This window comes from Bacillus cereus group sp. BfR-BA-01382, assembly GCF_022663475.1.
Lineage (GTDB): Bacteria > Bacillota > Bacilli > Bacillales > Bacillaceae_G > Bacillus_A > Bacillus_A thuringiensis_S.
On sequence record NZ_JAKUFQ010000009.1, the window covers coordinates 53,912 to 79,745 of the forward strand.

The window sequence follows — 25,834 nt, forward strand, 5'->3', positions numbered from 1 at the left end:
GGTAGGAGGAAAAAATGGATCGAGATATCAAAAACCAAATTAAACAGTTAAATCAAAAATTACGAAGTGTATTTGAAGAACAGGACCGAAATCAATCCGCGCTTCGAACTCAGGAACAAGCGGAAGCTGATTTTCACGAATTGAAAAATCGAAGCAACCGCTTATTTAACCGTATTTTAGAAACTTGGCACAACGATAAAGAGTTATCTCATTTCTTTATAAATATCCGTCAAGAAGCACAACACATTGAGCGAAAACTTACATTTAAATTAGAAAATCAAAAAGAAACATTACTTAAAGAAAGACGAGACCTTAGTGATTCAGAAAACGACCTATCCTACCAGCAACAACAATTAGCAAGGGAGGTCAATGCATGAGTTTAAATATGTATTTGGGAGAAGTACAAAGCCAAACTCAAAGCATGAATGCTGTATGTACAGCTACCATTCAAGGTATGGAACAAGCCATTCAATCGATTGATGCTTTTACAAGTGATACCGTTCTACAAGGGCAAACTTACGATAGTGCAAAAGCATTTTTCGCAGAAACCTTTCGCCCTTTAGCACAAGGAATCATATACTTATGTGAAGAATTAATCCGTCAGAACGATGCATTTCCAAGTCAATTTCAATCACAAGTAGCTCAGGCAGATGTAATTGAACAAGAAATATTAGAACAAATTCGAGAGATTGACCGAATGAAAGCAAGTATGGAAGCCATTACTCAAACTATGCCAATACCAGGTATAGACGCTATGGCAAATCTTTTTACTGTCATGAGGAAAAAACTTCAAGAAAAGTTAGACCATCTACATGAATTTAATCAAACGTCTAGCAATAACTATGCTACAGCAATTCAATTAGCTACTAGTATTGCTACAGGTCTTGCAGAAGTACAAAGTGGAAAAGGTTTTAGTCCTGCAAGTGGTATATTTAGTACACAAGGATTGAATATGGAGTGGACGACTTCTATCCAGGCGATTACAGAAGATAGGAATCGTCAGGCTGATAATTCAATTGAAGAAGGTGCAATGTGCGGTAAAATTTCGCCTAAATCTGACTTCGAAAAGGCTTGGGAAAGAGAGAAAAAGGATCTAAGTGATGCATGGACTGGTATTTCTACAGGTTTTGTAGATGGTGCTGTAGATGCATGGGAAGGATTCGTAGCTTTAGGCGATAAAGAAACGTGGTTAAACATGCGAGATGCAATTATTAATTATAAAGAAACACTTCCTGCTGCATGGAATACTTTATCAGATTCATTCATTAATGATTTCTGGAACGGAGATATGGAAAGTAGAGAGCACTATGCTGCCTATGGTGTAGCATCATTATTAACAGGTTTTATTGGTGATAAAGGTCTTAGTAAAGCAGGACAAGCAGGGAAGTTAGCAATCGCTGGCAACCTAGCAAAAGGAAAGTCGTTTATGACTAATTCTGCTGCATATAGAAATGTATTAACTGATTTTAAGTTGAACACTGGAAACCGTTTGGCTTATGCTGATGTTGGAGGAAGTTCTATAAAATATGAACTTGGTGGGGCATACCAAGAAGCGAAAGACTTATTAAATCAATTTGCGGTTTCAAAAGAGGAATATAAAGATTTAAGAAAGAGAACACCCAATAATAGGATAAGAAAAAGCGTAAATACAGATGTACCCAAAATTGACCCTGTATATGGTTATGAAGTGGAAAAACTTGAAGCTGACCACATTGTTTCAATGAAAGAAATAACGGACATGGAAGGTTTTGACCTATTACCGAGAGAACAACAAATAGAAGTGCTTAATATGGATGTAAACTTTGTTGGACTTGGAAAACCAACAAATGCTTCTAAGAATGCAAAAGATTGGAGTACATGGCCGGGGCACCCTAAATACGGTAAGGTTCCGGAAATTATAAGACTAGAAATGTTAGAACGTGAAGCAGTGGCTAGAGAAGCTTTGAAAAAATCAATAAAAGAGAGGTTACAACCCATTGAAAACAATAGTTAAAAATATAGGTGGTAAAAAGATAATAGCTACAGCAGAAGAACATTTAGGCCCCCAGATAGAAAAGTTATTGTATTTGCTAACTAAAGTAGAAGATAATAAATTAGTTGATAGATTTTCTATGCAAGTTGGTTGGTCTATTTTTGTTCTATCCAAACGTGAAGATGGGTATCACATTATTGCCCCAGATTATACAAAAAATCCATTTAAGGATACTACAGATGATCTAACAATTGCTTTATGGGTGCAATTAGAACAAGTACATTGTTTACGTCAGTTAAATATTGACGGTGAAACAATAAAGTTTAGCGATAAAATAGTGACTTCAAAAAATGTGTTACAACTAGATGAGGTTTATTTACAAAGAGCTAGGGATTGTGATAAAGGTGATTCTGGTTGGTATATCGGTCCTGTCGATGAAACAGAAGAAACTGACGGTGAATTAGAAGCATATTACGCATATCAGCTACTAAAAATTAGACCTTCAATTATTCAAGTTTTAGCCTTACCTTATGAATATCTGGTAGTTTTTGAGAAAGATAAAATCAAAGCCATTTTAGATGATAATGATGTCGATGTTTGGAATGGAGTTGCAAACTGAGATTAGTTAAGTTCTAAAATAATTGAGAGGGCTTAACCGCATGAACTCAAAAATCCCGGAAATTCTAGGAATATTAGACGGTTATGAGAAAAGGGTAATTTTAGTAATTATAGAAACTGAAGCAATGGTTTAAATTAAACTAGAAACTTACAGGATGGAAAATAATCAATAATGAATAAATTATAAAAGAGCATCCCACCATTAAAAACTGCACCTCCAATTGTTAGACACAGTCTAACAATTGGAGGTGCAGTTTTTCTATGGTTAAATTCACAACTGATGAAAAAATATACATCGTTCAACGTTATTTGAACGGAAATGAAAGTTACCGAGAAATTAGTAAAGCTATTGATATAAGAGACACCGTAATTTTGAAATGGGTAAACCAATATAAACAAAATGGTTTTTTATTTGAAAATAGGATGTAATATTTTATTCATATTCCGTTCATAAACTTTCCGTAAAATGATTGTAGCGAATATGGAAAGTTTACAATAGGAGGAATAAAATGAAGAATTTATATAATGCATCATTCATTTACTTAATTATCGGTTTATTATCAGGAGTATTTGCAAGAGAGTATTCGAAAGCACAAGGAATTAAAGGATCCACAATGTTGCAATTAGTACATACACATGTACTAGTGCTTGGTTTCTTATTTTTTTTAATTGCTTTCGCTTTATGTAAAGTGTTTCATGTACAAGAAACAAAGAGCTTTCGTGCATGGTTTATTGTTTATAATGTAGGATTAATTTTTAATATTGCAACAATGCTATTTAGAGGTCTATTACAAGTAAACGGAACTGACTTTAACGGTTTAAGCCATATGGCTGGGGTAGGTCACGTTATTATAAGTGTAGGGCTCATTTGGTTTATGGTTTTGTTAAAAAAGTCATTTAAATAGATAGGAGTGGAAAGTATGATAGCACTTTTATCAAGTGTCGTAGCAGTTTGTATGGCTGTTGGGGTAATGTTTCTACGTTTTAAAGCAGCGAAAAAGCCGGTAACGAAAAAGAAAATTATATTGCCGCCAATTTTTATGAGTACAGGCGCGATGATGTACTTTTTACCAGAGTTTCGATTAACATCGTTAGAAATAGTCGAGGCAATTAGTATAGGGCTTATTTTCTCTATTTTTCTTATTAAAACAACTAAGTTCGAAATAAAAGGCGAACATATATTTATGAAACCGTCAAAAGCATTCATATTCATTTTAGTAGGCTTATTAGCTGTACGCGTGGCATTAAAGTCATATTTAAGCCAATCAATTGATTTGGCAGAGTTAAGCGGAATGTTTTTCTTACTTGCATTTGCGATGATTGTGTCGTGGAGAATTGCGATGTATCGCTCGTTTACTAAATTAGAAAAGACAATAAACAGAGCTGGAATTTCTATATAGGAAATCCAGCTCTGTTTATGTTTTATTAAAATTCTTTAGCGCGGAGCTCATTTGCTTAATTTTAAACGTATTTGAGCATCTTGTAATGCGGCTGGTGTAACGTTAAGACCATTTTGATCAACAATTTTTGTGTTTAATAAAATGGAATCTAAGCTTCCACGAAATGTTTGTGTATAGTTTTGACGCAACATTTGTTGTTCTTGTTTTTCATCAACTGTTAATCCAGTTGCTTTTTCTTTTTTTGACAATTCGTTAATACGGAATAAAATGTTTTGCATTTTGTTCACCTCTTATTTAAATTTAAATTAGTAACTTACTAATTTATAGTTATTGTAACTTGTTTAGTTGTCTGTGTCAATACTATCTAAAATTTAGTTAAAAATTGACGAAAAATTATAACAATAATAGAATGAAGTGTATTGAATAATTAGTTTCACAATTATACATAAAACGCTAGGGGGATTATTATGAAATCAACATTTTTTGCTCAAAATAGAGAACGATTAGCAAACACATTACCAGAGGAATCCATTACGATTTTATTTGCTGGACAAGCACCTCATATGTCAGCCGATGCACATTATAAATTTGTACCGAATCGTAATTTTTACTACTTAACGGGAATCGGTGAACCAAATGTTATTTTTATGCTGAAAAAGTTTGGGAATAGTGTAGAAGAGACACTTTTCATTGAAAAATCAGATCCAGTAATGGAAAAATGGGTTGGGAAAACAGTTTCTAGCGAAGAAGCAGAGGGAATTTCAGGTATAAAGAAAGTTGTGTATTTAGATAGCTTTGAAAAGACAATGTCAAATATACTTTTTACAGAAAATGCGAAGCATCTATATTTAGATATAGAAAGTCGTGAGTGGAATGGTATGGAGACAAAAACATTAGCATTTGCTAAACATGTAAGAGAAAAATTCCCACACGTAACAATTGGTAATGTATATCCGAACATTTGTGAATTACGAGTATTTAAAACAGAAGAAGAAATTGAAATTATTAAAGAAGCGATTGCTATAACGAAAGACGGTATTTACAACGTACTTAAGCATGCAAAAGCAGGCATGATGGAGTATGAATTAGAAGCACAATTTGATTTTACACTGAAATCATCTGGCATTAAGCACCATGCATTCAATACAATTTTGGCGAGTGGGAAAAATGCTACAGTTCTTCATTATGAAGATAATGATGCACAAATTCAAAATGGTGATTTAGTATTGCTAGATTTAGGCGCTCAAAAAGACTACTATAACGCTGATATTAGTTATACATTCCCGGCAAATGGAACATTCTCTAGTCGCCAAAAACAAATTTATAATATTGTATTAAAAGCATTAAAAGAAACAACAGAGATTATTAAGCCAGGATTAAAGTTCGCTGCATTAAATGAGCATACAAAAAAGGTACTGGCAGAAGAGTGTAAAGCAATTGGTTTAATTCAAGAAGATGAAGAGTTATCAAAATACTATTATCATGGTGTCAGCCATTTCCTTGGTTTAGATACACATGATGTAGGAACATATAAAGATAGAGTGTTAGAAGAAGGTATGGTTATAACAATTGAACCTGGTCTTTATATTGAGGAAGAGTCGATTGGTATTCGAATAGAAGATGATATTCTTGTAACGAAAGACGGGTATGAAAACTTATCAAAAGATATCATTAGAGAAGTTGAAGAAATTGAAGAATTTATGAGTGTAAATAATGAACATGTAAAAGGAAACCAAGCTGTAGTTAAATAATAAAAAAGTCATCACTAATTTATTTGAACTTTATCTCGAATCGTGGACAATTAAAAAATCCAGGATTCGGGATAGGGTTCTTTTTATCTTCGAAATACTAATCTTTAATTATTAATCCTAATAAAGTTGCAAACTGAACAGCTTGATATGTTGATACTTTACATCCTCTTAAATCGTTCACTGAAACTGTAAGTGTATCAAAGGTAGAAGAACTAATATCTATCCCCTTCAGTGATGTCTGATCAAAATTAGCTTCATCAAGACTACATAATTGGAATTCAACTTTTTTAAGTTTACAGTCAAAAAAATCTGCATTATTTAATGAAGTTTCATTAAATATAATTTTTTCTAGTTTAGAATTCCCAAATGCTGCTAAATTCAAAATTGAATTCTCAAATTTAACATTTCCTAAGCTAGATTCTGTGAAATTTACTCCGATTAATTTACTGTTTTTAAATTCGACTCTGTGAACAGAAGAATTGCTTAAATTAACATTTGATAAATCACAGTTTTCAAAACAAACATCTGTAATATCAATATTGCTAAAGTCTGTATTAGTAAACTTACAGTTTTTTATCACCGCATCATATAATCGTACTCTATCTACAGATTCATTTTCGAAAGTGGAGTCTATAATTTCACACACTTCCAATGTTGGATCTTCTTCATAAAAAATATCTTGAAAATTCTTTGAAGATAACTCTGGTGAAATTTTTGGTCTATCAATTTTCATCGTATATCAATCCTCTTCTATTTGATATATTTGTGTAATTTGAGTCTATTGTCTTCTTGTAAGGAACATTAGTTCTTATTATACAAAAATGTAAGTTCTTTTGTGAAGAGCATTTTAGCTACATTTTTCTTATTTAATAATAGAAGTGTTATTGTTTCTTAAGAAATAACGTCAAAACAAATACGAGAACGGCTAATATAGTCGCTACAAGGAAAGCATTTTGTATTTCTAAAATATTCGCCTCTTGTAATGTCTCCGCTTTTAGTAATCTTCCAATTAGCTTACGTAAGATCTAATTACATCTCCTTATTTTCTTGAAAATCAACTTCTATAATGATTTTGAAAAAGAAAAAGGGGGGATTTTCCATGAAGCGATTTGTATTAGCAGCCGTTACAGTCTATGTAATATTTTTAATTGCTGCCTGTTCTGTGACGACAAATACAACAAATGATCATAAAAATATGAATGATAAAAAAACAATACAGACTGAAACAGCTACAACACCATTGAAGGTTGAAAAAGGACCAGAAGTTACTTTAATAGCGAAAGAAGAAAAGCAAAAATTAAGTAACGGTGTTATTGTTCCAGTCTGGACATTTAATGGCTCATCTCCTGGTCCAGAAATTCGGGTGAAAAAAGGTGAAAAGGTGAAAGTGACATTAAAAAATGAATTATCTGTACCAGTATCTATTCATTGGCATGGATATCCTGTCCCAAATAACATGGATGGAATTCCAGGCGTGACACAAGATGCAGTTGAACCAGGAAAAAGTTTCACTTACGAATTTGAAGCGAACGTACCAGGAACGTACTGGTATCACTCGCATCAAGATTCTGTAAATCAATTAGATAGAGGTTTGTATGGAGCGCTCATTGTAGAAGATGCAAAGGAAAAATATGATAAAGATTACACATTAATGTTGGATGAATGGGTTACAGATAAAGAAGAAATTAAAAAGCAGTTAAAAGAAATGACAAAAGGGCAAATAGGTAATAAATCTAAAGGTGATGAAAATACGAAAAAGAATGACGATAAGAACGGCATGGATCATTCCGGTATGGACATGGACAGTGATCAAAAAGACTCTGGCAATATGACAGGAATGGACCATGGAAATATGAAGATGGAAGGTCATGATATGAGTATGTATGATTTATTCACAATCAATGGAAAAAGCGGTGATTTAGTAGCGCCATTAAAAGTGAATAAGGGAGATAACGTTCGTCTTAGACTCGTCAATGCTGGTTATCTATCACATGATATACATGTTCATGGTCATGATATAAAAGTAATTGCGACAGATGGTCAACCAATAAACGATCCAAAAGTTATAAAGGATAAAGTAATTTCAATCGCACCGGGTGAACGTTATGATATTGAATTTACTGCTAATAATCCTGGGAAGTGGTATGTTGAAGACCATTCAAAAAATAAAGGTGCAAAAGGAATGAAAGCTGTTATTGAGTATGATGGTAGCAAAGAGATGAAAGATAAAGCAGACGAAAAAGAAAAACTACCGAAAGTAGATATAATGAAATATGGTACTAAAAAATTAGGTAGTTTCACGTTAAATCAAGAGTATACTGCCACATATAATATGGACTTAAATACGCAAATGAATGGAAATGAAATGGTATATACAATTAACGGAAAGGTATTTCCGGATATTGACCCAATTCAAGTGAAAAAGGGTGATTTAGTAAAAGTGAAGTTGGTAAATCGTTCTAAAATGGATGATCACCCAATGCATTTACACGGGCACTTCTTCCAGGTGTTGAGTAAAGATGGAAAACCGATAAAAGGTTCTCCAATTGTAAAAGATACATTGAACTTAAAACCGGGTGAAGAATATGAAGTAGCCTTTGTAGCAGACAATCCGGGTGAGTGGATGTTCCACTGTCACGACCTACATCATGCTTCAGCAGGGATGGTAACGGAAGTGAACTATACAGATTATAAATCTGACTATGTTCCAAACCAAAACATTCCTAATAAGCCAGAATAATAGGAAGCAGTTATCCTATGGATAGCTGCTTATTCATTTTTGTTGCAAGTACTAATGTATATGTTGATTATGCCCAGGTGAAGGAGTATGATCTGGGAATGTCGCGAATACGGCAACGATAATTACTACACTAATTGAAAGTAATAACAAAAAACGCTGTTGGATAAAAGTAGAAAAGTTCTCCGATAACAATTGAATCACACAGGACATAGTAATCGTTATAGTAAGTAAAAGGCTAATGAACAATATACTATGAGCTTGTTGAGCGTTTAACATTTCTGTAATCATTGCTCCCATCGTACTTGCCATTAATCCAGAGAACATTCCTTCTAAAGCAGTATATAGGTGAAAACGTAGACCGATTAAGAAACCGATAAAACCACTAATTAAAATAGCAAGCAAAGTAGAATATAGTAATTCCCCCTTAAAGAGAATGCCTAAGTAAAAACCAATACTTAAACCGATACTCATACTAAAAGACATAATAAATACCATATACTCCATTAGGGTACTCTTACGTTTAGAAATATTGGATGCAATAAGAATTGAGGTACAGCAAAGTGTTAAGGTAGTTAACGTATAAGCAAACATTATGATACCTCCTTGTCCTATCGTTCATTTCATCATATGTTTATATGGAGAGTACTTATGCTTATTAATATCTGCATATTATCTGCACAATTTCATAGATGTAAGCAAAGGAACGCTTGATTTTTTAGGGCGTCTTTTTTAATTGTAAGCATGTGAAAGAAATTGTTATATTATGAGTTTCTATTGTGAAGCCATAAAGAATAAGCGTATAATATTATAGGTCTCACATTTGCGAGACAAACCGCGAATGATAAATAAGATTGTTGTTTTATCATCGCTTCTAAACATATATACAATGAAAGTAACACTGGAATACAGATAGGGAGTTATAAAATGAAATTAATTATTGCCGAGAAACCAGATCAAGGGTTGGCTCTTGTTTCACAGTTTAAATATCGCCGGAAAGATGGATATTTAGAAGTAGAAGCGAATGAGTTATTTCCAAATGGAGCGTACTGTACATGGGCAATTGGTCATTTGACGCAGTTATGTAATCCAGAGCATTATCACGCAGAGTGGAAAAAATGGTCACTTAATACGTTACCGATGATTCCAGAGCGTTTTCAATTTGAAGTTACAAAGTCAAAGTATAAGCAATTTAACGTTGTGAAACAGCTGTTACATAATCCACAGGTAACAGAAATTATTCACGCAGGCGATGCTGGGCGTGAAGGGGAACTGATCGTACGAAATATTATTAATCTTTGTAACGTGCAAAAGCCGATGAAGCGTCTATGGATTTCGTCTTTAACGAAGCAAGCAATTTATCAAGGGTTTAAAAATTTACTTGATGAATCAGATACAATTAATACGTATTACGAAGCATACACAAGATCTTGTGCTGACTGGGTTGTTGGCATGAATGCATCACGTGTGTTTAGTATTTTGTTAAAGAAAAAAGGAATGAATGATGTATTTTCTGCTGGTCGTGTCCAAACACCAACGTTAGCATTGATTGTAAAGCGTGAGAAAGAAATTGAAAACTTTAAGTCAGAGCCTTTCTGGGAAGTGTTTGCAACCTTTAATATAGAAGGAAAGAAATATGACGGGAAATGGGAGAAGGATAATGAATCCCGCTTAAAAGACCCTGATATGGCGAATAAAATTGCGGCATTTTGCCAAGGGAAACCGGCTGTTGTGAAGGAAATGAAAACGGAGCGTAAAGAGTTTCAGCCGCCGCTTTTATTCAACTTATCATCACTGCAAGCAACGGCAAATAAAGCCTTTAAGTTTTCACCGAAAAAGACGCTTGATATAACGCAAGCACTCTATCAAAAAGGGATTGTTTCTTATCCACGTTCAGATTCTAACTATGTTACTCAAGGAGAAGCAGCGACTTTCCCTGATATTTTACAGAAGTTAAGTCAGTTTGATGAATATAAAGGTTTATTACCGGCTCCGGTTGAATCCATTATGAACAATAAGCGTTATGTAAATGAAAAGAAAGTAACAGATCACTACGCGATTATTCCGACAGAGCAAGTTACAAACCCAAGCAGACTATCAGGTGATGAAAAGAAAATATACGATATGATCGTAAGAAGGCTTATTGCAGCTCATTATGAAGTTGCAATCTTTGACTATACAACGATTGTAACGCTTGTAGATGAACGTGCTGAATTCATTTCAAAAGGAAAACAGCAAATTCAAGAAGGTTGGCGTAAAGTTATTTTCCAAGACGATAAAGATGACGAAACCATTCTTCCAATTGTAGCTGAAGGTGAAGAAGGAAAAGTTGTAAAGGTGAAAGTGAAAGAAGGAAAAACACAGCCACCGAAGCGTTATACAGAAGGACAACTTATTACGTTAATGAAAACAGCCGGTAAGTATTTAGAGAATGAAGAGCTAGAGAAGGTATTGAAGAAAACAGAAGGTTTAGGTACGGAAGCGACCCGCGCGGGTATTATTACGATGCTGAAAGACCGTAAATATATAGATGTAAAGAAAAACCAAGTGTATGCGACTGATAAAGGAAAAGTATTAATTACCGCAATTGGTGACAAAATACTAGCTTCACCGGAAATGACTGCGAAATGGGAACAACGTCTTGCGGAAATTGGTGAAGGTACAGCTTCACCAGCTACATTTATGGAACAGACGAAAAAGCTATCAGCTAAAATTATTGAAGACGCAGTGGAAATGTCTGAGAAGTGGGATTTCACGGGACTACATGTTGAATCGATTGAACGAAAAGGATCGAAATTTACAACGGGTAAAAAGGTTGGTAGCTGTAAAAAATGTGATGGCGATGTAATTGATAAGTCAACGTTTTACGGTTGTTCTAACTATAATACAACGCAATGTGATTTCACCATTTCAAAGAAGATATTAAGTAAAACAATTTCGCAAAAGAATATGACAAAGCTCTTAAAAGGTGAAAAGACTGATTTAATTAAAGGCTTTAAAAAGGGCGAGAAAACGTTTGATGCGAAATTAGAGTGGAAAGATAATAAGATTAATTTTGTATTTGAGAATTAATTTGTTAAAAGAGCATGACAGTTTTATGTCATGCTCTTTTGTTTTTTCTTTTATATAAAATTTAACGATAAAAAAAATCCTTTAAATAATAATTTTTTATTGTAAAACGATAAATTTTGTATTAAAATCAAAATCATAATAAATGAGTGAGGTGCTTTTGTTAAAAGGTAACAACCTTATTTTTAAAATTAGAGGAGGTATAACTATGAACAGTAACAATTTGATTGTTAAACATATGGATAACCCCCATGAGTTGGAGAAGATGTATAGAAAAGATCCGAAAGCTTTTAAAAAAGCATTCTCACAAGCATGGGACCAAAACCCTGATTCTCAAATTCTAGGTGCTTGGTATGAAAGGTTGCATTTTAAGGAGAAAGTAAATAAAGAAAAAACATCTTTGTTTCAAAAAGGTTTCTTATTCATGGGCCTTTTAGCTATTCTGGCCGGCATAAGCACTAGAATCATTTTCCACTTTGTTGAGCAGGAAGCAATTGCTCCAATTAATTTGGCTTTTGGTGTAATTCCCTTTATTGCTGCTTATTTTGTTTACAATAATAAGCCGAAAAAAAGTATTATTTATTCCCTTATAGCGTTATTCCTAGTTTCCGGGGTGTATCTTAATACGTTGCCAATAAATTATAAAGACAGTACCATACTTGCGTATTTACATCTTCCTATATTTTTATGGGTCTTAGTAGGGCTTGCATTTACAGGAAATGAATATTCAAAAGGCAGTACAAGATTAGCCTATATTAAATTTAATTTAGAATATTGTCTTCTCTACGGGAGCATGGCAGTGAGCGGAATGATACTAGCAATATTCACCATGCGTTTATTTAGCTTTGTTGACTTAGATATAGGAGAATTCTATTTTAGTAATGTTGTTTTATTTGGAGCAGCGGCTCTCGCTATTGTGACTGCATACTTAGTATCAATGAATCTTAAGCTTGCTAAAAATATTACACCATACATATCTAAAATTTTTAGTCCTCTCGTCCTGATTACCTTGCTTATCTATCTTATAACGGTAATTTTGGTCGGGAAAAATCCATTCTTGGATCGCAATTTCCTAATGGCCTTCAACGGAATACTGCTTGGTGTATTGGCTGTTACTATATTTTCTATCGTTGAGAGTGACTCAGACGAGAAAAAGAGTATTTCAGATTATATAAATTTTGCCTTAATTGTTCTGGCACTTATTATTGATACTGTTGCATTGTCAGCCATCGTATTTAGACTTTCTTCTTACGGGATTACACCTAATAGACTAGCTGTTTTAGGTGTAAACATACTGATCTGGGCAAATCTAATTTGGATTATGTTTTCCTATATGCGTTTCTTGCAAAATAAATCAGGACCAAAAGCTATCCAAGATGCCGTTACGAAGTATTTGCCAATATACGGACTTTGGGCAGCTTTCGTCATATTTACGTTTCCTATCATTTTTAATTAGAAAGGATCTGTTAATGCGGGAGTGGTGAGGGCTAATAATCATTGGGGGAGGAACAAAACCCCCAATGATTAAAGTTTCACTTTATTATAATTGGTATTATTACGTTTGTAGTTTCGGTAATTTCATTTGTAATGATAAATAAGAAATAAGTGTTGTATGTAATCTTTCCATAATAAAAAACGTCCCAAAATGGGACGTTTTTTATTATGCGTATTGCCGTTTTTTCTTAATAAGCAACAAAACTTGTGACACACAAGCTAGTACTGGTAACTCAATCAATGGTCCAATAACGAGTGCAAGTGCGATAAGAGGCTCATCTGGAAAAGCGGTCACAGCGATAGCGAGTGCAACAGGTGAGTTTCTTGCTAACGTTGTTAAGCTTAGACTTACTGTATCTTTGTAAGATAAATGCATCATGCGCCCGATAAATTGTCCTAGTAAAAAATTAATGATGAAGAACAATAGAACAGGAACGAGTAATAATAAAACGACATTCATATTTTGCAGTAAATATTTACCTTGTGATGCAAACATCGCTACTATTGCTAAACTTAAAAATACAATTTGAGCAGAGCTGAAAAACGGAATGAGTTTATTCTCGAGAGTTTCAGCTTTTTTCATTTTATTCATAATGAATTTTGTAGCGTGTGCAAGTATAAATGGTAAGACGATTACGATAACAATACTTTCTAATAAAACAAAAACCGCTACAGTTTTCATGACACCAGCAAATAAAAATAAATAAATTGGAAGGAGTAGAACTTGCAAAATTAAATTTACAGGTAAAATTGCAGTAGAAAGTGCTACATTTCCTTTCGCTATTTCAGTAAAGATTAAGTACCAATCTGTGCATGGAGTAACCATTAACATTATAAATCCAACCCAAAGTGCTGGATGATCTGAAAGAAATAGTGCCCCTAACCCCCAAGCGAGTAAAGGTGTCCATAAGAAGTTAATAGTAAGACTTGTTCCAGCAAATTTTAAATTGCGAAATCCGTTTTTTATTTCTTTTAATGGGATGCTGAGGAATAATCCATATAGCATAAAAAATAAGAAGGGAACAATAAACTTGTCTGAATACGTATGTATCATATTAAATTGTCCGAGTACGATGCCGCATGTAACAGCAAAAAGAATAATAAAAGTTTGAATCTTTTCTATAGTGCTCATGAATAAATCCTTTCTATATATGAATTTTCCTCTCTAAGTTTATTATACAAGTAATAAAGATGTATTTGGTGTTCAATTGTATTTTAGTTAATATTTTTAAATTGAGATTTTGTTTTTTATTAAAAGTTACTTGACTAAAGTAAGTTGCTATATTACAATCACTTACATAAGGTAATTAAATAACAAAAAGTTTTGATTGGCTTTACTTAAGGTATCAATTGGAACTTTTTATTAGAATAAGAATTTTTATGATGATGAATAATGAATATGATAAGAAAGTTTAGGTGAAGAAAATGGGATTATTTAGCTCGTTATTTGGTAAAAAAGAAGAAAATAAGAATGTAGAGGGGAATAAAAAAATGTCAAAAGTATTATTTGTAAAAGCAAACGATCGTCCAGCGGAGCAAGCAGTTAGTTCAAAAATGTATGAAACATTTGTAAGTACTTATAAAGAAGCAAATCCAAATACAGAAATTACGGAATTAGATTTATTTGCATTAGATCTTCCTTATTACGGAAATATCGCGATTTCAGGTGGATATAAACGTAGCCAAGGCATGGAGTTAACAGCTGAAGAAGAGAAGGCAGTTGCTACAGTAGATCAATATTTAAATCAGTTTTTAGAAGCTGATAAGGTTGTATTTGCATTCCCATTATGGAACTTTACAGTACCAGCACCATTAATCACATATATTTCATACTTATCTCAAGCTGGAAAAACGTTTAAATATACAGCAAATGGCCCAGAAGGTTTAGTTGGTGGTAAAAAAGTAGTTGTGTTAGGTGCTCGTGGTTCAGATTACTCTTCAGAACAAATGGCTCCTATGGAAATGGCAGTTAATTACGTAACAACTGTACTTGGATTCTGGGGAATTACAAATCCAGAGACAGTTGTAATTGAAGGGCACAATCAATATCCAGATCGTTCACAACAAATTGTTGAAGAAGGTCTAGAAAACGTTAAAAAAGTAGCAGCGAAATTTTAATTCATGATAGTAAATGGAAAAACCAACATGGATGACCATGTTGGTTTTTTAGTCTATTTTTCATGTTAAAAAATGTATATTTATAAAATAAAAGAAAAGTTCGAAAATAGTATTGCAAAATATTATATAGCAAACTATAATGAGTTCAAGAATAGTTGATACTTAAATTAAATATTCAGAAAATTCAATTAGTTAAAATTGGAAAATGAGATAAGGAAATTTGAATGGGGGTTATATTATGGCGAATAAAGTACCGTTTTCGTTCATAGTAGTTATTGGATTAATGTTATTTGCACTATTTTTTGGAGCGGGAAATTTAATTTTCCCAGCGATGCTTGGTCAATCAGCAGGAGAGAATGTATGGATTGCTAACGCTGGATTTTTAGTAACTGGTGTTGGACTACCATTACTAGGTGTACTAGCATTTGGTTTTTCAGGTAAAGATGATTTGCAGTCATTAGCAAGTCGCGCTCACCCAGTGTTCGGGATTGTGTTTACAACAGTTTTATACTTAGCGATCGGTCCGTTATTTGCAATACCGAGAACAGGAAATGTATCTTATGAAATTGGTCTTAAGCCGTTTATGCCAGAGGGAGTAGGTTCTACACCTTTAATTCTTTTCACAATTATATTCTTTAGCATCACTTGTTTTTTTTCGCTAAATCCCGCGAAAATTGTCGATATTGTTGGAAAAATTTTAACGCCAATTAAGTTGACTTTCATCGGTATTTTAGTAATCGTTGCTTTTATACATCCGATTGGAGATATGCAAGCACCAGTGGAAGCTTATACATCACATGCATTCTTTAAAGGATTCCAAGAAGGATACTTAACGATGGATACGCTCGCATCATTCGTATTCGGGATTATTATCATTAATGCAATTAAAGAAAAAGGTGCAAAAACGAAAACACAAATTATGGTCGTTTGTGCAAAAGCGACCATAATTGCAGCATCTATTTTAGCAATTATCTATACAGCTCTTTCTTATATGGGTGCTTCAAGTGTTGCAAAGCTTGGACATTTAGAGAACGGTGGAGAAGTATTAGCGAAAGTTTCTAACTACTATTTTGGATCATACGGCGGAGTATTATTAGGATTAATGATTACAGTAGCGTGTTTAACAACTAGTGTGGGACTTGTATCAGCATGTTCTTCATTCTTCCATAAGTTATTCCCAAATGTTCCTTACAAAGCAATTGCAATCACGCTCTGTGTATTTAGTGCCATTGTTGCAAACGTAGGATTAACACAATTAATCGCAGTTTCTGTTCCAGTATTAACAGCAATTTATCCACTAGCAATCGTATTGATTTTCTTAACATTCTTCCATTCATTATTTAAAGGAAGAGCGGAAGTTTATCAAGTAAGCTTGATCGTAACATTTATCATCAGCTTATTCGATGGATTAAGTGCAGCTGGAGTTAACATTGAAGTAGTAAGCCAAGTGTTCACTAAATTCCTTCCGATGCAGGAAGTAGGACTAGGCTGGATCTTCCCAGCGATTATCGGTGGATTTATCGGATATGGCATTAGCATTTTAAAAGTGAAAAACCAAGTTCAACCAGCAACTAGAGCAGATAAGAAAATAGGTTAAATAAAAAAAGTTATAGACTTGTTTCTATAGCTTTTTTTGTTACTATTAATAATGAGAAAAAATAAAGTAGTAGGGGAAATAAAATGAAAAAAACAATTGATCATATCGGAATCGCAGTTCGTGATATAGATAGTACGATACGTTTTTATGAAAATGTGTTACTAGGAACTTTAATAGATCGTTACGTAAGTGAAGCTCCTGGTGTGGAAAGTGAAGTAGCCATTCTTGAAGTAGATGGAGATAGAATTGAATTACTTGCACCGACGAATAATACGACATCTCCAATTGCCCGTTTTATTAAACAAAAAGGTAAAGGTGTTCATCACGTTGCGTATCGAGTAGATGATTTAGATGTGGCTTTAGAGGAATTGAAAGAACAAGGTATTCGAACGTTAAAGCATACACTTCGAATTAATAAACACGGCAGAAGATTAATCTATCTTAACCCAGCGGATACAGAGGGAACAATCATAGAGTATTGTGATTATCCGGAAGAGAAATAGAAGAGGGATATTTTTTTAAAGGTGTTACGTAATAACGTAATACCTTTTTATTTATGTATTTCACACTTTCTTCACAAATGATTCACGATAACTTTTCTTCTTCAGGAACTTACGTAAATATATTTTATGATATAATAACAATCTACTTTAAAAATGTAAGTAGTATCTATGAAGGTAGTTACTATTATATTGGAAGTTTAGAGGTGAGAGAGAAATAAATAGTTATACTGTATAGAAGATTATATTTAATAAGGTTAATATTTCGCCCGATAATCAAACTTGGAAAGTTAAAGGAATGGAAGTATAGCGATGAGTAAGAAAGAAGTGAAGTGATTGTGAAAGTAATGAGAAAGTTAGGGACATGGTTATTAATTGCATGTGTGCTTATCATATCGATACCGAAAAGTACATCTGCTCATGCGTACGTTGTGAAATCAAACCCTGTTGAAAATGAAACTTTGAAGAAGGCACCATCTGTTGTGAAAATCGAATTCGATGAGGACATACAAGTTTCAAGTTTTAATACATTGTACGTGAGGGATACATCAGGTAAAAGGGTCGATTTGAAAGATGCTCATATTGATAAAAAAAACAAAAAACTATTAGAAGCAGGGTTAAAAGAAAATCTGAAAAACGGACTCTACTCTATTCAGTGGAAAGTGATTTCAGCTGATGGACATCCAATTCAAGGAGTTATTCCGTTCCGAATTGGTTCAGCGGAAGCGGGAGCAGATGATGTACAAGTAGAAGAGATGGGGTATGTCCCGCAAATAGATATGATTATGGAACGTGGGGTTCTATATACAAGTTTCTCACTATTTATAGGAGTGCTATTCTTTAATCTTATTATGTATAAAGGGAATGCAACCTCGGTTCGATCAAGGAGTAAGAACATAATATGGATTTCCTTATTTGGGATATTTATTAGCTTGTTATTCAATCTACCACTACAAGCAAAAATAAATGCAGATGTTTCATGGCTAGAAGCATTCAATCCTTTACTCTTAAAAGAAACGTTACAGCTTTCTGTTTTTGGATATGTATGGATTACTCAAATGGTTCTTATTAGTTCACTTATAATTGTTACGTATTTTGCGATGAAGTGTGGGAAGCTATCGTCGTTTAAAGTATGGAGTATTCCAATAGTATTGTTTATCGGGATACTTGTTATGAAAGCCTTTAATAGTCATGCATATGGTTTGAAGTTTAAAGAGATTGCTGTCGTTATGGATTTTCTGCATTTATTTGCAGCTTCATTATGGATTGGCGGTCTATCATCCATTATTCTTCTTTTACGTAAAGAGGATGACAAGTGGAGTATGTATTGGGATATGATTAAGCGTTTTTCACCGTGGGCAACAGGTGCTGTCATCGTGATTTTAATAACAGGTCTTTTTAACAGTACATTTTTTATTCCAACAATCCACTCTTTATTTGATACGAAGTATGGATTAGCTTTATTAGCAAAAATACTTTTATTCATTTTCATGGGGATATTGGGAATTGTACATTATGTGAAAGGGAAAATGAGAGCGCAGAAGGGATTAGGCGCTACGGTGAAAGTAGAGTTTATCATCGGAATTATCATTTTTGTCATCGTAGCTTTTATGACAAACGTACAAACACCACCGATGCCTCCTACTGGACCTTTTACAGAAAGTAAGCAACTGGATAATGGGTATGAACTTACTTTACATGTAAGTCCTAATAAAGTAGGACAAAATACATTTCATATTACTTTAAAGGATGAAAACGGACAACCTGTTACTGATATGGAGCAAATTATTTTAACTACTCAATCATTAGATATGAATATGGGAAAAGGTTCATTTAAAGTTTCAGCAGTTTCACCGGGAGAATATGAAGCAGAAGGTATGTATATTAACATGACAGGAAACTGGAATATACATGTTCATGGATTAACAAAATCTCTGGATAGCTTCGATACAGATTATAAATTTATTGTAGGTGGCAGATAAAGAGGCGTTATAGATGAAAGGGAGTTAATAGAAAATGAAACGTATAAAAAAATTAGGAACAACAATGATCGCAACAATAATTGCAATGGGAATCTTTTCGTTACCTGTTAGTGCTCATGTGACGGTAAAGCCAGAAACTTCTGATGTTAATTCATGGGAGACTTACACAATAAAGGTACCAGTTGAAAAAAATATAGCAACAACAAAAGTCACACTAAAAATACCGTCTGGCGTTGAGTTTCAACAGTATGAGCCAGTGCCAGGGTGGAAAGTGGAAGCGCAAAAAGATAGTGCTGGAAAAGTGAAAACTGTAGTATGGGAAGCGACAGGAGAAGGGATTTTAACCGGTCAATTCCAACGATTTACTTTCGTCGCTAAAAATCCGGATAAAGAGCAAAAAATAGCTTGGGACGCATATCAACAATATAAAGATGGAGAAATTGTTGAATGGACAGGCGATGAAAAAGCTGAAAAACCACATTCACTTACTACAATTGCAAAAGGTACGTCATTAACAGGAGAACATGGTGAAGTGTCTAGTGTAGAAAAGAATGAAGGCACTAGTAATATGCAAGTAATAGCGATTGTCTTATCTATTTTGGCGATTGTATCGTCGGTTGGTGCGTGTGTTTTTGTAGTACGTCGTAAAAAGTAAGACGTAAGAAAGAGCCTACAAACAGTAGGCTCTTTCTTACGTTTATTTCAATTCAACTTGCTGCCTTATAGCAAGTGCTTTTGGTTTTATATTTACAAAACAAATGCTCACAACAATAAATAATAGCCCAATAAATAAGCTCATTGTAATGGCCTCATGTAAGAAAATTGAACTTACAATAATAGCGATTAGTGGAATGAGGAATGTATAAGCCCCAACTTTACTTGCTTCACCAGCTCCAACAAGTGTGAAGTATGCAAGCCACCCCATTGCAATAACGAAGAACGAAATAAAGAGAAGTACGCTAACAAATGGTATACTCCAAGCGATACTAGACCAGCTTTCAAACTCTGAACCAAATCCAATTAAGCAAAGCCCGCCAATAATGAGCTGAAGTGTTACCATCCAAATGGAATTAACGCGGTGCCCAGTCTTCTTAATAAATACTGTTCCAAGTGCCCAGCCAATAGCGCATCCTATCGCGAGAAGGATTCCGATAATAGAGATATGTCCAGTTAAACTACTAGAGCTAATGACACCCACGCCAATAAATCCAAGAACAAGCCCAAAAATTTTTAAGCCGTACATAGATTCTTCAAGCCAAATCCATGAGAAAACGCCGAGTAAAACAGGTTGTAGAAATACAATGGCGGAAAATAACCCAGCTGGCATATATTGAAGGCCTACAGTTTGTAATCCGTAAAATATAATGATGTTAAGTAAAGAAGAAATAACGTATAAATGCCAAGTTTCTTTTAAGTGTAACTCTTTGTATTTCGGTAATGCGAAAAGGAGTAAAATGAATCCTCCAATTAAAGTTCGAACGCCTGCAAATAAAACGGGTGGTGTATAATGCAGGGCAAACTTAGATAAAGGCCAATTGATTCCCCACATGAAAACGAGAAAGGTAAGGATTATGGCCGTCTTAGTTCGAGAAAGCTGTGTCACGGTAAGACCTCCTTGTTGTTATTCATTTCACTATGATATGATATCGACTGTAATAAATAAAATGAATCTTTTTTATGGGGAGTATAAGTGATTAGTTATGACCATTACACAACTGCAAGTATTAATAAAAACCGTTGAGTTAGGTAGTTTTACGAAGGCAGCTCGGGTGTTAAATATGACGCAGCCAGCTGTTAGTCATGCGATTTCAAGTATTGAGTCAGAGATAGGAGTTACGATTCTTATACGTGATAAACGAAAAGGATTAATTGTTACGGATGTAGGAAACAGAATTCTTGTACATATTAGAGAGATTTTGAACGGTGTAGAGAAGATTGAACAAGAAGTTGCGATGGAGAAAGGGCACGAAGTTGGGACGATTCGAATTGGGAGTTTTCCGAGCGCTTCTGCACATTTCTTACCCAAAATGATAAACCTTTTTAAGGAGAAGTATCCGAACTTAGAAGTCGTTCTTTGTGAAGGAACGATTAAAGAAGTTGAAGATTGGTTAGTATCGAGGGTTATTGATATAGGAATTGTTATTTTGCCTAATAAAGATATGGAGATTGTTCCATTAACGAAGGGGAAAATGGTTGCTATCTTAAGAGAGGATCATCCTCTCTGTAAGAAGGACGCTCTTACAATTTGTGATTTAGAGAATGAACCGATCATATTATGTAAGGGTGGATACGAACCACCCATTATTGATATGTTTAAACAAGCAAACGTACCACTTCGGGCTGAATATGTAATTTCGACAGTTACTACAGCTTTAAATATGATTCAAGAAGGATTGGGCATTGCAATATTAGCTGAATTATCTTTAACGAATTTACCAAAAAATGTGCAAACGAGAGAATTGGAACCACAAGTATGGAGAGAAATTGCTTTAGCTGTTCCTTCATTAAAGGATTCTTCAATCGCTGTGCAGCTATTTATTGAAGAATTTCAATCGCTATTTGCAGAATAAAAAGAGGTGTCTCATATATCATAATGGGACACTTTTTAATTTACTTATAAAAAATCTATGAAAAGGATTGACTTATTTTTTAGTTGTAACTATAATAATTACATCGAGGTGGTGATTACGATGAAAATTAGTAGCCGCTTTTCCATAGCTGTTCATATTTTATCTATTTTGAAAAACAATCCATCTTCACTTTGTACTTCAGACTATATGGCTGAGAGTGTCAATACAAATCCAGTAGTCATTCGTAAAATCATGTCGTACTTGAAACAAGCTGGCTTTGTTTACGTAAATCGTGGACCGGGTGGCGCGGGATTACTAAAGGATTTATATGAAATCACATTGTTAGATGTGTATCATGCAGTGAACGTAGTCGAAGAAGACAAGCTATTTCATATTCACGAGCAACCGAATCCAGATTGTCCAATTGGGACGAATATTCAAGCGGTGTTAGAAATTATTTTAATTCAAGCACAATCCGCGATGGAAGAAGTTTTGAGAAATATTACAATGGGGCAGTTGTTTGAAACTTTGCAAGAAAAAATGAATGCTTAAATCCTATTTATATTTTTTTGTCATTAATGTAACTGATTTGATTACAACAATAAAGGTAAGGTGTAAAAGTTATGACTGTAAAAATGAAAGTATACTCAGATTTTATATGTCCGTTTTGTTTTTTAGCAAAAGGTCCATTAGATGAGGTAGCGAAAGAGAAAGATGTAGAGATTGAATGGATGCCATTTGAATTACGTCCAAGTCCATATTCAAAAATAGATCCATGGAATGAACCAGAAAAATTAGGTTCATGGGATGCTTTCATTCTTCCGACAGCGAAGAAGTTAGGAATTGATATGCGCTTGCCACGTGTTTCACCACATCCATATACACATTTAGCTTTCGAAGGATGTCAATTTGCGAAAGAACGTGGACTAGGTAATGAGTATCATCACCGCGTATTCACAGCATTTTTCCAAGAAGAGCAAAACATTGAAGATATTGATGTGTTAACAAAATTAGCGGTAGAAGTAGGACTTCCTGAGGCGGAATTTAAAGATGCTTTAGTAACTCGTAAATATAAAGAAAAGCATCAAGAAGCAATTCAACACGCATATGATGAAGCGAATATTATGGCTGTTCCAACTGTCATGATTGGAGATGAAGTCATTCAAGGGCTTGCTAGTAAAGAAACACTAGAAAGGGTCATTGATAAAGAAATTGAAAAGGATAAAACAAATTCATTTGAAGGTATGCAATGTAATACCGATGGATATTGCTAATTCGCTTGTTATGAAATAACAAAATAAATTATTAAACAAACATTTGGAGGAATTAAAATGTCAGCAACTACAACAAACTTAAAAGAAGCAATCGTGAACCGCCGTTCAATTCGTAAAGTAGCAAAAAACGATGCAATTACGAAAGAAAGAATTGAAGAAGTGTTAAAAACAGCTTTACACGCACCAACATCTTTCAATATGCAAAGTGGTCGTATGGTTGTATTAATGGATGGAGAGCATGAAAAGTTTTGGGATATTGTTAAAGAAACACTAAGAGCTCGCGTACCAGCAGAAAACTTTGAAGCGACTGTAGAAAGATTAAAAGGTTTCCATACAGGTGTTGGGACTGTGTTATTCTTTGAAAATCAAGCAACAGTAGAAAAAATGCAAGAAAATGCACCATTATATAAAGATCAGTTCCCATTCTGGTCTCATCAAGGAAATGCAATGTTACAACATACTGTATGGATGTTATTATCGGCTGAAGGAATTGGAGCGTCATTACAACATTACAACCCAATCGTAGATGCTGAAGTGAAAGAAACTTGGAACATTCCAGCAGAGTGGAGCTTAGTAGGTCAAATGCCATTTGGTGAACCAAACGAACAACCAGCAGAAAGAACGTTCTTGCCTACTGAAGATGTAGTGAAATTTTATTAAGAAATACAATATGTAACGAGAAGGAAGCTGTGCTTAAAAACAGCTTCCTTTTTTGTAGTGGTGTTAATTTATGTGCATTTAGGGAAGAAATATAAGAAATAATCCGGTGAGAAGGGAATTAGAAAAATGAATGATGAGAAAAAATATACAGTGGTAGGTACTGATGTTGAGGAAGTAAAGCGTTTAAATAAAAATTCAGGGTTAACGTATAATCAAGTGAAAGAAATGTTAGCAAAGCAAATGCAAAAAAGAAGTAATTAGATTGAAATCTTTCATTTTTTCATTTAGCATTTTGATTGGAGAGAGTTAAGTAAAAGGTAACTCTCTTTTTCGTGTAACGAAGCACCTTATAGAGTGGAGGAAGCAACATGAAGAAATGGGTAAAGGTAACGCTGTCTATCGCTGGAGGCATTGTCTTATTAGCGTGTGTCGGCGGATATTACGTGTATAAAAATTATTTTCCAAAGGAACCTGAGCGTATTGTATATGATAAAGAAAGAGTGCTACAACCGATACATAATCAGCTTAAAGGAATCAATATAGAAAATGTAAAAATAAAAGAAAAAGAAGTCGTAAATGCGACTGTAGATGAGCTTCAAAAAATGATTGATGATGGAAAGTTGTCATATGAAGAATTAACGAGCATTTATCTCTTTAGAATACAAGAACATGATCAAAATGGAATAACATTAAATTCTGTTACAGAGATAAATCCTAATGCGATGGAAGAAGCAAGAAAGTTAGATCAAGAGCGGGGTAGAAACAAAAATTCGAATTTATATGGTATTCCTGTCGTTGTAAAAGATAATGTACAGACGGAAAAAGTGATGCCGACTAGTGCAGGAACTTATGTATTAAAAGATTGGATTGCAGATCAAGACGCAACAATTGTGAAGCAGTTGAAAGAAGAAGGAGCATTTGTTTTAGGAAAAGCGAATATGTCTGAGTGGGCGAACTATTTATCTTTTACAATGCCAAGTGGGTATAGCGGGAAGAAAGGACAAAATTTAAACCCGTACGGTCCGATTACATTCGATACTTCAGGATCAAGTTCAGGATCTGCTACAGTAGTTGCGGCAGATTTTGCGCCGCTTGCAATTGGAACAGAAACGACGGGATCGATTGTTGCACCAGCGGCGCAGCAATCAGTAGTTGGGTTACGTCCATCTTTAGGTATGGTAAGTAGAACAGGAATTATTCCATTAGCTGAAACTCTTGATACAGCAGGACCTATGGCAAGAACAGTAAAAGATGCAGCAACGTTATTTAATGCAATGATAGGTTATGACGAAAAAGATGTTATGACAGAAAAAATGAAAGATAAAGAAAGAATTGATTATACAAAGGATTTATCAATAGATGGATTAAAAGGGAAAAAGACAGGGCTTCTTTTTTCTGTAGACCAACAAGATGAAAATAGAAAAACAGTAGCAGAAAAAATTAGAAAAGACCTTCAAGATGCAGGTGCGATATTAGCTGATAATATCCAGTTAAGTGCTGAGGGTGTAGATAATTTGCAAACATTAGAATATGAGTTCAAGCATAATGTAAACGACTATTTTTCACAGCAAAAAAATATACCGGTAAAATCGTTAGAAGAGATTATAGCGTTTAATAAAAAGGATAGTAAAAGACGAATAAAATACGGACAAACATTAATTGAGGGGTCTGAAAAATCTGCTATAACGAAAGAAGAGTTCGAAAACGTAGTACAAACGAGTCAAGCAAATGCAAAAAAAGAGCTAGATAGGTATTTAGTAGAAAAAGGTTTGGATGCTCTAGTTATGATTAATAACGATGAAATTCTTCTATCAGCTGTAGCTGGTTATCCGGAATTAGCGGTTCCTGCTGGATATGATAAAAATGGAGAACCAATCGGTGTAGTGTTTGTAGGGAAACAGTTTGGTGAAAGAGAGCTTTTCAATATGGGATATGCGTATGAACAGCAGTCTAAAAATAGAAAATCACCTAGTTTATAAAAAGATTATATGAAAAATAACTGGAGTCCACCGAAATATGTTGGTGGATTCCAGTTAAACGAATCTAACAATATGAAAAGAAAAAAAGGATTCTTCTCAATTAGTAAGAAAGA

Annotated in this window: 25 protein-coding genes and 1 pseudogene; 21 read left to right on the forward strand and 5 right to left on the reverse strand. The window is 34.1% G+C overall.

The features are described 5' to 3' along the window. Positions 1-14 precede the first annotated feature (14 nt). The 6 genes and pseudogenes from MR160_RS06440 (at position 15) to MR160_RS06465 (ending at position 3,990) form a co-directional block, all read left to right on the forward strand. Positions 15-377, forward strand: a complete 363-nt coding sequence (locus tag MR160_RS06440) for a DUF3958 family protein (protein ID WP_063675222.1) — start codon at positions 15-17, stop codon at positions 375-377. Next, a complete protein-coding gene (locus tag MR160_RS06445; RefSeq protein WP_000056137.1) occupies positions 374-1,993 on the forward strand; it encodes a T7SS effector LXG polymorphic toxin in 1,620 nt (539 codons plus the stop codon). Before MR160_RS06440 ends, MR160_RS06445 begins: the two co-directional genes overlap by 4 nt. Next, positions 1,977-2,591 (forward strand): immunity protein Imm33 domain-containing protein, encoded by a 615-nt coding sequence (locus tag MR160_RS06450; RefSeq protein WP_000849723.1) that lies wholly within the window; start codon positions 1,977-1,979, stop codon positions 2,589-2,591. Before MR160_RS06445 ends, MR160_RS06450 begins: the two co-directional genes overlap by 17 nt. 260 nt (positions 2,592-2,851) lie before the next feature. After that, a pseudogene (locus tag MR160_RS06455) lies at positions 2,852-2,995 on the forward strand (transposase); the annotation flags it as partial. 104 nt (positions 2,996-3,099) lie between these two features. Beyond that, a complete protein-coding gene (locus MR160_RS06460) occupies positions 3,100-3,495 on the forward strand; it encodes a DUF2871 domain-containing protein (RefSeq protein ID WP_000794056.1) in 396 nt (131 codons plus the stop codon). A 15-nt stretch (positions 3,496-3,510) separates the two neighbouring features. Beyond that, positions 3,511-3,990, forward strand: a complete 480-nt coding sequence (locus tag MR160_RS06465; RefSeq protein WP_000561074.1) for a CcdC family protein — start codon at positions 3,511-3,513, stop codon at positions 3,988-3,990. Between the two features lie 47 nt (positions 3,991-4,037). Here MR160_RS06465 and MR160_RS06470 read toward each other — a convergent pair whose 3' ends face one another. After that, on the reverse strand, positions 4,038-4,268 hold the full coding sequence (locus MR160_RS06470) for a DUF896 domain-containing protein (protein WP_001179614.1): 231 nt from the start codon (positions 4,266-4,268) through the stop codon (positions 4,038-4,040). A 189-nt stretch (positions 4,269-4,457) separates the two neighbouring features. Here MR160_RS06470 and MR160_RS06475 point away from each other — a divergent pair, with 189 nt between their 5' ends. Further along, positions 4,458-5,741 (forward strand): aminopeptidase P family protein, encoded by a 1,284-nt coding sequence (locus MR160_RS06475; protein ID WP_000842960.1) that lies wholly within the window; start codon positions 4,458-4,460, stop codon positions 5,739-5,741. A gap of 97 nt (positions 5,742-5,838) precedes the next feature. Here the strand turns inward: MR160_RS06475 and MR160_RS06480 are convergent, their stop codons facing one another. Next, complete coding sequence (locus MR160_RS06480; RefSeq protein WP_000687270.1) at positions 5,839-6,474, reverse strand: pentapeptide repeat-containing protein; 636 nt, start codon at positions 6,472-6,474, stop codon at positions 5,839-5,841. Between the two features lie 366 nt (positions 6,475-6,840). Between MR160_RS06480 and MR160_RS06485 the strand changes: the two genes are divergently transcribed. Next, entirely contained in the window at positions 6,841-8,481 is a 1,641-nt protein-coding gene (locus MR160_RS06485; protein WP_098832836.1) for a multicopper oxidase family protein, read from the forward strand. A 51-nt stretch (positions 8,482-8,532) separates the two neighbouring features. On the opposite strand, the gene MR160_RS06490 is transcribed toward MR160_RS06485, so the two are convergent. Further along, the gene (locus MR160_RS06490; RefSeq protein ID WP_086403329.1) at positions 8,533-9,072 is read right to left on the reverse strand and encodes a hypothetical protein; all 540 of its coding nucleotides are present in this window, start codon (positions 9,070-9,072) and stop codon (positions 8,533-8,535) included. A 333-nt stretch (positions 9,073-9,405) separates the two neighbouring features. Here MR160_RS06490 and topB point away from each other — a divergent pair, with 333 nt between their 5' ends. Together topB and MR160_RS06500 are read left to right on the forward strand one after the other, a co-directional pair. After that, the gene (gene topB, locus MR160_RS06495) at positions 9,406-11,550 is read left to right on the forward strand and encodes a DNA topoisomerase III (protein WP_000766771.1); all 2,145 of its coding nucleotides are present in this window, start codon (positions 9,406-9,408) and stop codon (positions 11,548-11,550) included. A gap of 205 nt (positions 11,551-11,755) precedes the next feature. Then, entirely contained in the window at positions 11,756-13,003 is a 1,248-nt protein-coding gene (locus MR160_RS06500; protein ID WP_001087655.1) for a DUF4153 domain-containing protein, read from the forward strand. Positions 13,004-13,207: 204 nt separating this feature from the next. On the opposite strand, the gene MR160_RS06505 is transcribed toward MR160_RS06500, so the two are convergent. Beyond that, complete coding sequence (locus MR160_RS06505) at positions 13,208-14,173, reverse strand: arsenic resistance protein (protein WP_098832835.1); 966 nt, start codon at positions 14,171-14,173, stop codon at positions 13,208-13,210. Positions 14,174-14,466: 293 nt separating this feature from the next. Between MR160_RS06505 and MR160_RS06510 the strand changes: the two genes are divergently transcribed. From MR160_RS06510 to MR160_RS06530, 5 genes are all read left to right on the forward strand, one after another. Continuing rightward, on the forward strand, positions 14,467-15,159 hold the full coding sequence (locus MR160_RS06510) for an FMN-dependent NADH-azoreductase (protein ID WP_000522502.1): 693 nt from the start codon (positions 14,467-14,469) through the stop codon (positions 15,157-15,159). Positions 15,160-15,397: 238 nt separating this feature from the next. Further along, complete coding sequence (gene brnQ, locus MR160_RS06515) at positions 15,398-16,756, forward strand: branched-chain amino acid transport system II carrier protein (RefSeq protein WP_001284783.1); 1,359 nt, start codon at positions 15,398-15,400, stop codon at positions 16,754-16,756. 83 nt (positions 16,757-16,839) lie between these two features. Beyond that, on the forward strand, positions 16,840-17,259 hold the full coding sequence (locus MR160_RS06520; protein WP_000750851.1) for a VOC family protein: 420 nt from the start codon (positions 16,840-16,842) through the stop codon (positions 17,257-17,259). A 329-nt stretch (positions 17,260-17,588) separates the two neighbouring features. Continuing rightward, the gene (locus MR160_RS06525) at positions 17,589-19,238 is read left to right on the forward strand and encodes a copper resistance CopC/CopD family protein (protein WP_002083252.1); all 1,650 of its coding nucleotides are present in this window, start codon (positions 17,589-17,591) and stop codon (positions 19,236-19,238) included. A gap of 34 nt (positions 19,239-19,272) precedes the next feature. Continuing rightward, positions 19,273-19,893, forward strand: a complete 621-nt coding sequence (locus MR160_RS06530) for a YcnI family copper-binding membrane protein (protein ID WP_000821388.1) — start codon at positions 19,273-19,275, stop codon at positions 19,891-19,893. A gap of 42 nt (positions 19,894-19,935) precedes the next feature. On the opposite strand, the gene MR160_RS06535 is transcribed toward MR160_RS06530, so the two are convergent. Continuing rightward, positions 19,936-20,841 carry a DMT family transporter gene (locus MR160_RS06535; RefSeq protein WP_000192819.1) on the reverse strand — a complete coding sequence of 302 codons (906 nt, stop codon included), beginning with the start codon at positions 20,839-20,841 and terminating at the stop codon, positions 19,936-19,938. Between the two features lie 97 nt (positions 20,842-20,938). On the opposite strand from MR160_RS06535, the gene MR160_RS06540 reads away from it, so the two are divergent. The 6 genes from MR160_RS06540 (at position 20,939) to MR160_RS06560 (ending at position 25,721) form a co-directional block, all read left to right on the forward strand. Next, positions 20,939-21,808, forward strand: coding sequence for a LysR family transcriptional regulator (locus MR160_RS06540; protein ID WP_000156761.1), 870 nt, complete (start codon positions 20,939-20,941; stop codon positions 21,806-21,808). A gap of 120 nt (positions 21,809-21,928) precedes the next feature. Further along, positions 21,929-22,360, forward strand: a complete 432-nt coding sequence (locus MR160_RS06545) for an Rrf2 family transcriptional regulator (protein WP_098832834.1) — start codon at positions 21,929-21,931, stop codon at positions 22,358-22,360. Between the two features lie 71 nt (positions 22,361-22,431). Further along, entirely contained in the window at positions 22,432-23,082 is a 651-nt protein-coding gene (locus MR160_RS06550) for a DsbA family oxidoreductase (RefSeq protein ID WP_000216673.1), read from the forward strand. 57 nt (positions 23,083-23,139) lie between these two features. After that, positions 23,140-23,742 (forward strand): nitroreductase family protein, encoded by a 603-nt coding sequence (locus tag MR160_RS06555; RefSeq protein ID WP_001277014.1) that lies wholly within the window; start codon positions 23,140-23,142, stop codon positions 23,740-23,742. Positions 23,743-23,868: 126 nt separating this feature from the next. Beyond that, positions 23,869-24,003 carry a hypothetical protein gene (locus MR160_RS34810; protein ID WP_000997346.1) on the forward strand — a complete coding sequence of 45 codons (135 nt, stop codon included), beginning with the start codon at positions 23,869-23,871 and terminating at the stop codon, positions 24,001-24,003. A gap of 107 nt (positions 24,004-24,110) precedes the next feature. Then, on the forward strand, positions 24,111-25,721 hold the full coding sequence (locus tag MR160_RS06560) for an amidase family protein (protein ID WP_242297114.1): 1,611 nt from the start codon (positions 24,111-24,113) through the stop codon (positions 25,719-25,721). Positions 25,722-25,834: the final 113 nt, after the last annotated feature.